The organism is Microcoleus sp. Pol7_B2, assembly GCF_036701035.1.
In the GTDB taxonomy this organism is placed as follows: domain Bacteria; phylum Cyanobacteriota; class Cyanobacteriia; order Cyanobacteriales; family Microcoleaceae; genus Microcoleus.
This window is the reverse complement of sequence record NZ_JAUBQB010000034.1, coordinates 1-13,036: the sequence shown is the minus strand read 5'-3', so window position 1 is coordinate 13,036 and position 13,036 is coordinate 1. Positions and strand designations below refer to the sequence as shown.

The window sequence follows — 13,036 nt, the reverse complement described above, 5'->3', positions numbered from 1 at the left end:
GGACTGGATATCATATTCTATTGGTTAATTTTTTAAGAATAACCTTGCAGGTTCATGACTTTTCGATAGTGGGCTTCTATTTCACTCACCGTTTGCGATTGACGCTTCCCCGTCCACTCGCTGCGATCGAATAATTCCCGCCTCAAAGCATCAACATCGATCGTTTTCACCTTACCTTCGGCGACAATTTGCTTGCCGTTTACCCAAACGCTGTCTACCGCATTAGTCGGGCGTCCCAATATTAGCAAGCCAATCGGATCGGTGCGCGGCAGCAATGATAAACTTGTTAAATCATACAGCACAAAATCTGCTTTTTTACCGACGGTCAACGAACCCATTTCATCGGCGAGATTCAAGCCTTTTGCTCCTCCCATCGATGCCATTTCTACAGACTGGCGCGGTGTAATCCATTGGCGGTAATCCAAATCCGTAATATTGTGCAAAATCGAACCAATTTTAATCGCTTCCAGCAAATCTTGAGAGTCATTGCTAGCAGCGCCGTCGCAGCCAAAAGATACGTTGACTCCCGCTTGACGGTATTTCAAAATTGGTGCAATCCCGCTTCCCAAGCGCAAGTTGCTGAGGGGATTGTGTACGACTGTCGCTCCAGTTTCTGCCATAATCGCAATGTCGGAATCGTCCAGCCAAACGCAGTGCGCTAAAGAAGTTCGCGGACTCAAATAACCAATTTTTTGCAGGTGTGCGACAGCGCTACAGCCGTATTTTTCGTGAGCTAGTTGTTTTTGAGCGGGCGTTTCCAAGAGGTGGGCGTGACGGCAAAGGTTGTAGCGATCGCTCAATTGGATGCAGCCTTCAAACAAAGCATCGGAACACAGTTGAATTCCCGTTGGCGCCAACAACATATTAACACCTTTTTCGGGATTGTGAAACTGTTTTATGGCTGTTTCCATTAATTCCAAAGTTGCCTTAGTCGATCGAATGTAAGCCGCGTGTTCGATGCCATTATCGCCAGAAGGCATTCCCGCCGTCAGGGATTGATCTTGAATTAACGGCCCGATAAAAGCGCGGATGCCGATTTCTTGATAAGCGCGAACTGCGGCGGCGATTGTCTCTAATTCTTGCCCCGGAATCAACACTAAATGATCGACTACGCTTGTACCGCCGGACAGCAATGTTTCTACCGCAGTTCCCAAGGCGCTCAAGTAAACTTGTTCGGGTTCTAGAGGTGTAAAATCGTATAATTCGGCAATCCACAACTCCAGCGGCAAAGGGGGAATTATGCCCCGTTGCCACATTTCTGAAGAGTGAGTGTGCGCGTTGACAAAACCGGGAAGCAGCAGCTTATTTTTGCCGTTAATAACTGTTTGACCCCCCCTATCCCCCCCTTGGTAAGCGGGGGAATGAGAGGGGAGGTTATTGGGCGCGATCGCACTTATGCAATTATCCACCACTTGCACATCTGCGGTTTCATAACCGCTATCCACCGGAATTAAAGCATTTTGAATTATAAAGCTCATAGATTTACCCTTTCTGTAAATTTATATTGATTTTTATTGTATGATTCCCAGGCGCTAACATTAACGCTCGCCCAACGATAATAAAGTTAATAAATTGTAAACTCAATCAAAAAGTTACCTCGGATACTTAATTATAACAAAGATTTAAGATATGACAAGTTAGTAACAATCAAATAGTTATAAGATTGAAATTGTTTTTGAGTCACAATCATATGAATCCTGATTCTCTCCGCACTTTGGGCGTACCGCCGAATGCTTGGAAAGTTGATGCCAAAATTGCCGATATCACCCGATCGCCGATCGCGCCTCAACCTGTTACCCTGGAAACAGAAACTAAAACTCTGCGTTTGGACTTAGCAAAAGCAGCAATGTTGGTGATAGATATGCAAAACGATTTCTGTCATCCCGACGGTTGGCTAGCACATATCGGCGTAGATGTAACGCCCGCAAGAACTCCAATTAATCCTTTAACAAATTTGCTGCCAAAATTGCGATCGCACGCAGTACCAATTATTTGGATCAACTGGGGAAACCGCCCCGATTTGCTCAATATTAGTGCAGCTTCCCGTCACGTTTACAATCCCACAGGCGACGGCGTAGGTTTGGGAGATCCGCTGCCAAAAAACAACGCACCTGTACTGATGGCAGGGAGTTGGGCGGCGCAGGTTGTCGATGAATTAAAACCCAAACCGGAGGATATTTGCGTTGATAAATATCGGATGAGCGGCTTTTGGGATACTCCTTTAGATAGTATCTTGCGGAACCTCGGCAGAACTACACTTTTCTTCGGAGGAGTAAACGCCGATCAGTGCGTCATGGCTACGCTGCAAGATGCTAATTTCCTCGGTTACGACTGTGTTTTAGTCAAAGATTGTACAGCTACGACATCTCCCGAGTATTGCTGGCAAGCTACTCTTTATAACGTTAAACAATGTTTTGGCTTTTTGTCGGATTCTCAGGCTATGTTAGAAGCAATTAAATAGCAGTCATCAGGGGAGTATCCCTCGGGAGTATAAAAAGCGTTTTTTAGGAGTGCGAGAGTCCCGCACAGCAAAGCCTATATATCTCGCTTCCTGCTCTGATAGCGAACTCTCCTGTGATATCAATAAACTTTGGAGGTTGAGCGGCGGACTAATGACTCTGGATTCTCATTAATGACAGCAGAAACATAACCACTGACAACTAACAATAAAAAAATGACAAACCAGTGCGTGATTCCTGTTATAAAGTCTCCGAAAGACTATCAAGCATTCCGCATCAGTCCTGGCGATACTAATAGATTAGCTATCGTCTTCGATCCGGTAATAGCTAATGTTTCATTAACAGTTTGCGTGGAGATTTTCGATGTGGGGGGCAAAACTCCTCCCAACCGCCATCAATTCGCAGTAGAAATGTTTTTTGTACTCAAAGGAAGAGGGCAAGCAACCTGCGACGGCAAAACAGTTAGTATTCAACCTGGAGATAGTTTGTTAGTGCCTCCAACAGGCACTCACGTAATAGAGAATACGGGCAGTGAACGTTTGTACACTTTGTGCATCATGGTGCCGAATGAGGATTTTGTGGAACTAATTCGCAGCGGTACACCAGTCGAACTCGATGAGGAAGATATGAGAGTTCTCGGCCGATCGGATGTACTCGTACCGTGCTAGGTTTGTAGTAAGAACTTGATTCCTAGGTTTGTAGTAAGGACTTGATTCTTTAGAAAAACCACTAAAGCCCTTACTACGAACTTTTTTATTTGATGTTTTTTAGGATTTATGCTGAAACTTTGTCCGAAAGAAACAGCGTCAATGCTAACTAAAGATGGGGTTCGTTTAGATGCTGACATCTACCGCCCCGATGCAGAGGGCGAATTTCCAGTATTATTAATGCGGCAACCTTACGGAAGGGATCTCGCCTCTACAGTCGTATATTCCCATCCCGCATGGTACGCCAAACACGGCTACATCGTTGTCATCCAAGACGTGCGGGGACGCGGCACTTCCGAAGGGGAATTTAACCTATTTGTTAGCGAAACACAAGACGGTTTTGATAGCGTCAATTGGGCAGCTAATTTGCCAGGAAGTAACGGGAAAGTCGGAATGTACGGTTTTTCCTACCAAGGCATGACTCAACTTTACGCGGCGGCTGCTAAACCGAGCGCATTAATCACAATTTGTCCGGCAATGGTAGGCGGCAATTTATACGCAGATTGGGCCTATGAAGGCGGCGCGTTTTGTCTGCAATCAAATCTCGGCTGGGCAATTCAGCTAGCCGCAGAAACTGCTCGCTTAAAATCCGATATTTCTGCCTATCAAGCCTTTTATGCAGCTTCGAGAAATCTCCCGCTATACGATACGGTGCCGGCGCGTCCTGAAATTATTAAAAATCTTGCACCAGAATCATATTATCACGATTGGTTGGATAATTATCGACCGAGCGAGTATTGGGAAAAGTTATCGCCAAATATCAAAGATGTAGACTTGCCAATGCTGCACGTGGGCGGTTGGTTTGATACTTATTTGCGGGGAACAATCCATCTTTACAAGGAAATGACCAGCCGGAGTTCCTGTCCGCAGCATTTGATAATTGGCCCTTGGGCGCATTTACCTTGGGGGCGAAAAGTTGGAGAGTTGGATTATGGTGTTGCAGCTTCAAATCCTGTGGATGAGTTGCAAATTCGCTGGTTCGATCGCTTCCTCAAAGGAGTTGATACAGGAATATTAGACGAGCGGCAGATTTCGCTATTTGAGATGGGGAGGAATGATTGGCGGAAATTTGATAAATGGTCTAATAATAATCATAAGTCTTATTTTTTAGCAAGTAATGGACTTGCCGCCATGAGAGAAGATGCGGGTATTTTAACAGAGAGTTGCGCGGATGTTTGCACTGATGATATATTCGTCCATGACCCTTGGCGGCCGGTGCCATCCTTGGGAGGTCACGCTGCATTTCCTGCCGGTTCGATGGAGCGATCGAGTATTGACTGCCGCACCGATGTGTTAACATACACTTCGGCACCGCTAACGGCAGATTTGCACTTAGCTGGAGATATAATTGTCGAAGTATTTTGTACCGCCGATGCGCCGAGTTTTGATTTGTGTGCGATACTTTCTGATGTCAAAGATAGCGGCAGCGTCTACAATTTTAGTCAAGGTTACGTGCGGGTTAATTCAGGTGAAACACCTCTAAAAATTGTGCTGCAACCAACTTGTATGCAAATTGCCAAAGGTAATGCGCTGCGTCTGAGTTTGAGTGCGGCTTGTTTTCCCGCTTACGACGTAAATCCGGGAACGGGTGCGCCTCCCGGTGAAGCGCGGGCGATCGATGCTAAAATTATCACGCTGACAGTAAGTTGTGGCGGGAATTGTCCGTCTCAAATTTTGCTGCCAATTGTCAATTTAACCTAGAATTTATTCAATTATGAGCATTATTTTTCACATCACCCGCAGCCAACAGTGGGAAGAAGCAAAACAAGTTCAATTCTATCGCGGCGATACCCTAGATACAGAAGGATTTATCCACTGTTCGACACTGCCGCAAGTTCTTAAATCTGCTAATAAATTTTTTGTGGGACAAACAGGATTGCTGCTGCTTTGGATTGACTCCGACAAAGTAGAATCTGAACTTAAGTATGAATTGGCTGCGGGTGAGAATTACCCGCACATTTACGGGCCGCTGAATGTTGATGCTGTGTTGAAAGTTGTTGAGTTTGAACCTGGTGCAGATGGCAAGTGTGAATTGCCGGAAGACTTAAAAAATGTTGTTTAAGATTCTGATTTTTTAGCATTGTAAACTAACTTTTTAGGGCGGGATAGAAGCCCACCCCACGGGAAAGTTGAATTTTGTGGAACGGGCAAAATGCCCGTTCTAATTTCTGAAATATATCAATTTAAACTTACTGATTAACCAACTCTGCCGCCAATTTGAGCGCATCTTCGCGAGTAGCAATTCTCCCTTCCACCCGCGCTAATTGAATCTCCATTAACAATTCACCGATGCGCGGACTTCTGGGCAAATTCAAATATTGCATTAAATCATTGCCGCTAACTAATTGTGTGGCGTGAGCAATAATATCATCAGCATCCAGATAGCGATTAATTAACAGTGAAATATCCTCAACCGCACCTCCCGCCGCCACGGCCAAAACCGCTAAAACTGGAAATGCTATTCCCACATCTCGAAACAAAAAATACTGTTCTCGCAAAGACATTTCCGCGATAGGTTTTGCTTGCAATTGTGGCAAGTATTTCAAAAGCCAGATCGCACTTTTAATCTCCGCATTGCTGTACTTCAACCGCAGCAACTGCGTTTCAGCAATTGTCGGGTCAGAATCTGCCAAAATAGCCAGCTTCGCGACAGCCAACAAAGGCGTTTTAATTGTATCTCGAATCTGATGCCCGAATTCCTTCCCTAATTCCGGGTAAATTGCAGCTAATTTGTCAGCAGATGCGTCAATTTTTGTCAAAATATCGAAACGGTCGATCGCACTTTCAAACCAAATCGAAAACAAACCATCTTCGCAACCGCGACAAATCCAAGGAACACCGTTAGGATTGCTCAACAAATAACCCAATTCCGTCCGCACCCGTTCCACCGCTACCCGACTCAACAACGGCGCTAATTCCCGAATCGCCGATTGAGTTTCAGGTTCGATCGCAAAACCCAACTGCGCCGCTTGGCGGTAAGCTCTTAATAACCTCAGCGGATCGTCCTCCAAATTTGACCGCGAAACCATCCGCAGCACACCCAACCGCAAATCAGTTTGACCGTCCAAAGGATCGATGATTTCTCTTGTAAAAGGATTGTAGGCGATCGCATTTATCCGAAAATCCCGGCGCAGCAAATCCCCCTCCAGACTCCCCCCTTCCGCCTGCGCCAAATCCACCGTACCGCCCGCAAACACCACCCGCGCAATTTGGCGTTCCGCATCCAACAAGACAAATCCACCTTTCGTGCGATCGGCAATTTTTCGAGCAGTCTTCACCGCCCGTGTTAGCATGACAAAATCCAAATCAAAATAGTGCGATCGGCGGCCCAGCAACGCATCCCGTACCGCACCGCCCACCAGATAAGCAGGCGGTGTCAGCAGTTTCAAATCAAACGGCCAAGTATTAGGAGATAATGAAGAGGGCAAATTAATCGGCATTGCAACAAAAATCTACTTTCCTTACAAACAATAAAACTCTTGCTACGCTAGATTAACAGAAAGCTCAAATTTCACCAATCTTTTTGAAATGCACAGAGGATATCAAGAATGTGTATTTGTATTAACTGCCACTATGTAGACCGCTGCTTCACCTACCACGCCGTAGAAGAACAGCACGAACAGCTTCACCTCACCGAAACACCCGATTTCGACCCCGTAGAACCCACCATCAACGTCAATATCCGCCCCCGCCAAGACGAAATTGAAATGGAATGGGATGTAGTCGGGTGTCAGAGTTTTAAGCAAGAGACCGGCAAATGGGCAAAATTGCGGCCAGGCGAACTCGTCCCGACTTAAGGGAGAAGGAAGAAGGAAGAAGGAAGAAGGAAGAGGGAAGAAGGAAGAAGGAAGAACGAAAAAATAAAACGCTCTCATTTTCTTGTTTCTTCTTTTTACCCAATCTTCAATTTTCCATTTCCAATATTCAATTTCCAATTTTCAATTACCGATGCGCGATGCCCGATGCCCAATTCCCCATTCCCCATTCCCAATTAAAAATCTAAAATCTAAAATCTAAAATCTAAAATCCAATGTGCTATTGCTTAAACCCAACTTGTCAGAATCCGCAAAACCCAGGGGATGCAGAATTGTGCCAAAGTTGCGGCTCCAAATTGTTGTTGACTATTGACCCAGAAACGCCATCAGCATCTCGCTACCGAACCATAAAGCCGATCGGGCAAGGAGGCTTTGGTCGAACATTTCTAGCAGTTGATGAAACCAAACCCCTGATTTTTTCGCAGTGCGTAATCAAGCAATTTTTCCCGCAAAATACCGCAGCCGAAAAAGCCGCTCAACTATTTCACCAAGAAGCAGCCCAGCTAGAAACCTTGGGCAAACATCCCCAGATTCCAGAATTAATCGCGCACTTTGAACAAGACGGGAGACAGTATTTAGTACAAGAATTTATAGACGGCAAAAACCTAGCCCGAGAATTAGAACAAAAAGGAGCATTCACCGAAACTCAAATTCGGCAAATTCTCAACGATTTATTGCCAGTGCTCCACTTCGTCCACAAATCCAAAGTCATTCACCGCGATATCAAACCAGAAAATATCATTCGCCGCCGGCTATCTCCAGCCCCTTTACCCGCTTTAGAAAGTTCCTATCAACCCTCTCCTTTCCAAAAAGATATTGTTTTAGTAGACTTTGGTGCAGCTAAGAAAGTAACAGCAAACGGCTTGCAGCCAACTGGTACAATCATCGGCAGTGCGGCTTATACAGCCCCAGAACAATTGATGGGGAAAGCAGTTTTTGCCAGCGATATCTACAGTTTGGGCGTTACCTGCATTCACTTGCTGACAGAAATTCCTCCCTTCGATTTGTTCGACAGTACAGAGGATTCTTGGGCTTGGCGAAATTATTTGAAGACTGCTGTTAGCGACGATTTCGGCCGCATCCTCGATACCATGCTTCAAAGTGCCACCAATCGGCGCTACAGTTCAGCATCAGCAGTCATCCGGCACTTGAACCCCAAACCTGTCTATTTAGACGCAGAGCCTGTGCTAGACGCGCCGGAAACGCCCGCAGAACGGGTGCTTACACCTGCGCCCGGTGTGTCGCTTTTCACTCGCCAAGAGCAAGCCGAAATTCAGCAAGCTTTACAAGAGGATCTCGCCCCGTACAATGTTACAATCCAAGTCAGTCAAGCCAAGCAACAGCTCAATATCGTCATCAACAGAACCGAAGACAACCCCGTTTACTATCCGCACTTATCTCAAATAATTGCCACCAGACTCACCGATTTGCAGTTAAATAAAGTCGCAGCCGTGAAGCTGTTGGGAAGAGTCAACAATTCTCGCCGCCCGGAGTGGAAGCAAATATTGCAAATCGATCCCAAGATTCAATTGAGAAACAAACTCGTGCGGATGCAACACAATCAATTAGTCAAGAAAATCGCACCTGTTACTACCCAAGAATTTTGGCTGCCGAAGTTGAAAACTCAGGATTTTTGGATAGATGCGCTAATGTTTGCCTTAGTTTGGTTTATCTTTGGCTCTCAAATAGTCATTTTTAATTCTTGGTTTGCGCTAATAGTTTCTTCGGGTTTTATGGCGGTGAAGCATCAAGTTTCCCAACACAAAGAATTTGCCAATAAAAATTTATTTGCAAGTTTAGTTGTCCTGTTTTTGATGACTGGGGGTATGGGGAATTCCAGGATTTTAAACACGGGAATATTTGGCATTCTTTTGGGTTGCTTAGTTGTGGCTTTGCCGCTGTTTTTTGTTAAGGAAAATTATCAGTAATCGTGAATAGCAATCCCCAAGACGGAACATCTGTTAAAAAATACGGCTTAGCCCTGCACACAGCTAGTCGCGAACTCGGTTTAGCCATCAGCAATTTTGCCGGGGATTCTCGCTGCCAAACTTGGAATTTGGATCGCGATTTAGCAACTCATTTGCATCAGTATTTAGTCGAGTTTATTGGGCCGCAAACTTGGGCTGATTTGGCTTTTATTGCAGTGGCGAAGGGGCCCGGAGGTTTCACGGGGACTCGGATGGGTATGGTGACGGCGCGGACTTTGGCCCAACAGTTGGATATTCCGGTTTTTGCGGTTTCAACTTTGGCGGCTGTCGCTTGCAGCAGCAGTAAAAAATCTATCTCAAATCAGGATATGGCGCTGCAAATGCCTGCACAGCGGGGGCAATTGTTTGGGGCGGTTTATTCAGTTAACAAAGATTCGGGTTTAACTGAGTTGTTTTCTGATACGGTGATGACTCCTGAATCTTGGCAGGAAAAGTTGGATAATTGGGGGAATTCTTATCAGTTAATTGAAGTTAGTAGCGAGTTGGGTTGGTCGGTTTCTAGTGTGTTGGAATTGGCTTATTGGGAGTGGCAAATGGGAAGTCGTCCTGATTGGTCGGAGGCTTTGCCTTTTTACGGGCAACATCCGGTTAAGGGACACTGAATATTGGGAATAGGGCATTGGGAATAGGGCATGGGGCATTATTTCGTTTCAGTTAAATCAACTTGTAGAGTGCGTTTTTTTTCCGACCATGCCCGATGCCCGATGCCCGTAAATGATTTATAAGCAATTAAGCAGACTTGATATCGTTGTTTATTTAAGGGCGATACAAACTTCGAGGCAAAAAGTTAATGTTAGGGGGTCTGGGCTTTCGGTTCGCAATCGATCTATCTCAGCTCGATCGCAGCCGCGAGATTCCATAAAATCGAGCATCCAGTTCGTTATTGTAGCGAGATCGATGTATTTTGCTCCGAGACAAACAGGGCAAATTTCTGGGCTGAGGGTACCGGTGCCGCCGCATTCGGGGCAATCCCAGTGGCTGGTTACGGGATCGGGGGTAGTTGGGATGTTGTTCATGCTGGGAAAAAGTACGCGCGTGGGTAGCTATCGCGCAGGGAATCGCACTACTCGTTAACTCTAGCAAAAATGCCGATCGCCCTTACTTCTTCCTGTCTTTACACTAAGCGAGCTAGTGAGTAATATTGACAAAAATACAAAAGGGGTGGCTATGTTCGATCGCACTCAATGGTTTTTGGCTGGTATGTCGATCGCACTTTCGGTTCAGCTAAGTCAGCCAGTGGCAGCAGCCGTGCCTGTTGGCAAAACCGTACAAACAGCACAAACTAACAGTAGCGAGGCTGCTCAAAAAGCATTAAACGAAGGACTACAACTCTACCAGCAAGGAACGGCCCAAGCTTTAAGAGGTGCGATCGTCAAGTGGGAAGAAGCATTAAAGTTGTATCGGCAAGCAGGCGACAAAAGAGGGCAAGCATATAGCCTCCTTGGTCTTGGCAAGGTCTACTCAGATTTGGGAGAAAAACAGAAAGCGCTAGAGTATTACAGTCAGTCGCTTCCCCTGAGTCGGGCAGTAGGTGATCGCGGCGGGGAAGCTACCACCCTCGACAACATAGGTCAAGTCTACTCAGAAGTGGGAGAAAAACAGAAAGCGCTAGAGTATTACAGCCAGTCCCTTCCTCTGCATCGGGCCGTGGGCGATCGCAGCGGGGAAGCTGTCACCCTCTACAGCATTGGTATAGTCTACTCAGAAGTGGGAGAAAAACAGAAAGCGCTAGAGTATTACAGCCAGTCCCTTCCCCTATTTCGGGCAGTGGGCGATCGCTCCCGGGAAGCTGCCACCCTCAATGGCATCGGCTTAGTCTACTCAGAATTGGGAGAAAAACAGAAAGCGCTAGAGTATTACAGCCAGTCGCTTCCCCTGAGTCGGGCAGTAGGTGATCGCTCCCGGGAAGCCGTCACCCTCAACAACATCGGCAAAGTCTACTCAGATTTGGGAGAAAAACAGAAAGCGCTAGAGTATTACAGCCAGTCCCTTCCCCTGAGACGGGCAACGGGCGATCGCAGCGGGGAAGCTGTCACCCTCAACAATATCGGCAGTGTCTACTCAGCATTGGGAGAAAAACTCAAAGCCCTAGAGTATTACAGCCAGTCCCTTCCCCTGAGTCGAGCAGTAGGCAATCGCACACAGGAAGCTGTCACCCTCGATGGCATCGGCAGTGTCTACTCAGCATTGGGAGAAAAACTCAAAGCCCTAGAGTATTACAGCCAGTCCCTTCCCCTGAGTCGAGCAGTAGGCAATCGCACACAGGAAGCTGTCACCCTCGATGGCATCGGCAGTGTCTACTCAGCATTGGGAGAAAAACTCAAAGCCCTAGAGTATTACAGCCAGTCCCTTCCCCTGAGACGGGCAGTAGGCGATCACTCTGGGGAAGCTACCACCCTCAACAACATCGGCACTGTCTACGATGATTTGGGAGAAAAACTCAAAGCCCTAGAGTATTACAGCCAGTCCCTTCCCCTATCTCGGACAGTAGGTGATCGCTCCCTTGAAGCTACCACCCTCAACAACATCGGCTTAGTCTACGATGATTTGGGAGAAAAACTCAAAGCCCTAGAGTATTACAGCCAGTCCCTTCCCCTATCTCGGACAGTAGGCGATCGCTCCCTTGAAGCTACCACCCTCAACAACATCGGCATTGTCTACTCAAAATTGGGAGAAGAACAGAAAGCGCTAGAGTATTACAGCCAGTCCCTTCCCCTATTTCGGACAGTAGGCGATCGCGGCGGGGAAGCTACCACCCTCACCAACATCGGCGGTGTCTACTCAAAATTGGGAGAAGAACAGAAAGCGCTAGAGTATTACAGCCAGTCCCTTCCCCTATTTCGGACAGTAGGCGATCGCGGCGGGGAAGCTACCACCCTCACCAACATCGGCGGTGTCTACTCAAAATTGGGAGAAGAACAGAAAGCGCTAGAGTATTACAGCCAGTCCCTTGCCCTATTTCGGGCAGTAGGTGATCGCTCTGGGGAAGCTACCACCCTAAACAACATCGGCGCTGTCTACGATGAATTGGGAGAAAAACAGAAAGCGCTAGAGTATTACAACCAGTCCCTTCCCCTATTTCGGGCAGTAGGTGATCGCTCCCGTGAAGTTAGCACCCTCAACAACATTGGAAGTGTCTATTCAGGATTGGGAGAAAAACAGAAAGCGCTAGAGTATGTCAACCAGTCCCTTCCCCTATCTCGGGCAGTAGGTGATCGCTCCCGTGAAGCTCTCACCCTTTACAACATGGCTTTTGCCAAGCGCGATCTCAACAATCTTACCGAAGCCCTCAACGACATTGAATCCTCTCTCAAAATAATCGAAAACCTCCGCACCAAAATAGCGAGTCCAGAACTCCGCAGCTCATACTTTGCCACAGTCCAGGACTACTACGAATTCTACATCGATTTGTTAATGCAACTGCATAAAACTAATCCTAAATCCGGTTACGATACAAAAGCCTTAGAAGCCAGCGAACGTTCGAGGGCCCGCAGTCTCCTCGAACTCCTCTTTGAAAGTAACGCCAACATTCGCGAAGGCATTTCCCCTGATTTACTGCAACAAGAAAAGAGCTTGCAACAGCAACTTGATGCCATTGAAAAGCAGCGCCTCGAAGCAATCAGCAGCCCCAATCCCAACGCAACTAAAATCCCTGAAATCGACAAACAGCGGCTCGCACTTTTGGAACGATATCAGCAAATTCAAGCCAAGATTCGTACCGCTAGCCCCCGCTACGCTGCCCTCACCCAACCCCAACCTTTAACACTCCCAGAAATTCAGAAACAGATTCTCGATGAAAACACGATTTTATTGCAATATTCCCTCGGCAAATATCGCAGTTATTTGTGGGTTGTGACATCAACCGGACTAACTAGCTATGAATTGCCAAAACAGGTTGACATTGAAACAGCAGCTAAGGAGTTCCTAGAGACAATAACTAGCCCAATCCAGAGAGATATTCCCCAACAAGTTGCCCAAGCAAGTGCAAATCTGGGTCAAGTGATTTTACAACCCGCAGCAGCCCAATTAGGCAATAAACGCTTATTAATTGTTCCCGACGGCGTGCT

Annotated in this window: 11 protein-coding genes; 8 read left to right on the top strand and 3 right to left on the bottom strand. The window is 46.6% G+C overall.

Features of this window, described 5'->3' with window-relative positions:
- Positions 1–32 precede the first annotated feature (32 nt).
- A complete protein-coding gene (locus QUA57_RS14715) occupies positions 33–1,478 on the bottom strand; it encodes an amidohydrolase (protein WP_333061990.1) in 1,446 nt (481 codons plus the stop codon).
- 212 nt (positions 1,479–1,690) lie between these two features.
- Between QUA57_RS14715 and QUA57_RS14710 the strand changes: the two genes are divergently transcribed.
- The 4 genes from QUA57_RS14710 to QUA57_RS14695 all read left to right on the top strand — a co-directional run bounded on the left by QUA57_RS14710 (position 1,691) and on the right by QUA57_RS14695 (position 5,228).
- On the top strand, positions 1,691–2,461 hold the full coding sequence (locus QUA57_RS14710; protein ID WP_333061992.1) for a cysteine hydrolase family protein: 771 nt from the start codon (positions 1,691–1,693) through the stop codon (positions 2,459–2,461).
- 213 nt (positions 2,462–2,674) lie between these two features.
- Positions 2,675–3,127 (top strand): cupin domain-containing protein, encoded by a 453-nt coding sequence (locus tag QUA57_RS14705; protein ID WP_333061994.1) that lies wholly within the window; start codon positions 2,675–2,677, stop codon positions 3,125–3,127.
- A gap of 141 nt (positions 3,128–3,268) precedes the next feature.
- Complete coding sequence (locus tag QUA57_RS14700; RefSeq protein WP_333061996.1) at positions 3,269–4,867, top strand: CocE/NonD family hydrolase; 1,599 nt, start codon at positions 3,269–3,271, stop codon at positions 4,865–4,867.
- Between the two features lie 13 nt (positions 4,868–4,880).
- Positions 4,881–5,228: a DUF952 domain-containing protein gene (locus tag QUA57_RS14695; RefSeq protein WP_333061998.1), complete on the top strand. Its 348-nt coding sequence runs from the start codon at positions 4,881–4,883 to the stop codon at positions 5,226–5,228.
- Positions 5,229–5,355: 127 nt separating this feature from the next.
- Here the strand turns inward: QUA57_RS14695 and QUA57_RS14690 are convergent, their stop codons facing one another.
- Entirely contained in the window at positions 5,356–6,606 is a 1,251-nt protein-coding gene (locus QUA57_RS14690) for a CCA tRNA nucleotidyltransferase (protein ID WP_333061999.1), read from the bottom strand.
- Positions 6,607–6,714: 108 nt separating this feature from the next.
- On the opposite strand from QUA57_RS14690, the gene QUA57_RS14685 reads away from it, so the two are divergent.
- The 3 genes from QUA57_RS14685 (at position 6,715) to tsaB (ending at position 9,571) form a co-directional block, all read left to right on the top strand.
- A complete protein-coding gene (locus QUA57_RS14685; protein WP_006632635.1) occupies positions 6,715–6,963 on the top strand; it encodes a Ycf34 family protein in 249 nt (82 codons plus the stop codon).
- A gap of 233 nt (positions 6,964–7,196) precedes the next feature.
- Positions 7,197–8,909 carry a serine/threonine-protein kinase gene (locus QUA57_RS14680; RefSeq protein WP_333062001.1) on the top strand — a complete coding sequence of 571 codons (1,713 nt, stop codon included), beginning with the start codon at positions 7,197–7,199 and terminating at the stop codon, positions 8,907–8,909.
- Positions 8,910–8,911: 2 nt separating this feature from the next.
- The gene (gene tsaB, locus QUA57_RS14675) at positions 8,912–9,571 is read left to right on the top strand and encodes a tRNA (adenosine(37)-N6)-threonylcarbamoyltransferase complex dimerization subunit type 1 TsaB (RefSeq protein ID WP_333062002.1); all 660 of its coding nucleotides are present in this window, start codon (positions 8,912–8,914) and stop codon (positions 9,569–9,571) included.
- Between the two features lie 150 nt (positions 9,572–9,721).
- Here tsaB and QUA57_RS14670 read toward each other — a convergent pair whose 3' ends face one another.
- Complete coding sequence (locus QUA57_RS14670) at positions 9,722–9,985, bottom strand: hypothetical protein (protein ID WP_333062003.1); 264 nt, start codon at positions 9,983–9,985, stop codon at positions 9,722–9,724.
- Between the two features lie 151 nt (positions 9,986–10,136).
- Between QUA57_RS14670 and QUA57_RS14665 the strand changes: the two genes are divergently transcribed.
- Positions 10,137–13,036 (top strand): tetratricopeptide repeat protein (locus tag QUA57_RS14665; protein WP_333251179.1); only part of this gene is annotated, 2,900 nt, incomplete at its 3' end.

What these genes read in the sequence shown, in the direction of transcription:
- QUA57_RS14685 (WP_006632635.1), top strand. Translation starts at nt 6,715, where the DNA reads ATGTGTATTTGTATTAACTGCCACTATGTAGACCGCTGCTTCACCTAC.
- QUA57_RS14680 (WP_333062001.1), top strand. Translation starts at nt 7,197, where the DNA reads ATGTGCTATTGCTTAAACCCAACTTGTCAGAATCCGCAAAACCCAGGG.
- QUA57_RS14695 (WP_333061998.1), top strand. Translation starts at nt 4,881, where the DNA reads ATGAGCATTATTTTTCACATCACCCGCAGCCAACAGTGGGAAGAAGCA.
- QUA57_RS14700 (WP_333061996.1), top strand. Translation starts at nt 3,269, where the DNA reads ATGCTAACTAAAGATGGGGTTCGTTTAGATGCTGACATCTACCGCCCC.
- QUA57_RS14715 (WP_333061990.1), bottom strand. Translation starts at nt 1,478, where the DNA reads ATGAGCTTTATAATTCAAAATGCTTTAATTCCGGTGGATAGCGGTTAT.
- QUA57_RS14690 (WP_333061999.1), bottom strand. Translation starts at nt 6,606, where the DNA reads ATGCCGATTAATTTGCCCTCTTCATTATCTCCTAATACTTGGCCGTTT.
- QUA57_RS14705 (WP_333061994.1), top strand. Translation starts at nt 2,675, where the DNA reads ATGACAAACCAGTGCGTGATTCCTGTTATAAAGTCTCCGAAAGACTAT.
- QUA57_RS14670 (WP_333062003.1), bottom strand. Translation starts at nt 9,985, where the DNA reads ATGAACAACATCCCAACTACCCCCGATCCCGTAACCAGCCACTGGGAT.
- QUA57_RS14710 (WP_333061992.1), top strand. Translation starts at nt 1,691, where the DNA reads ATGAATCCTGATTCTCTCCGCACTTTGGGCGTACCGCCGAATGCTTGG.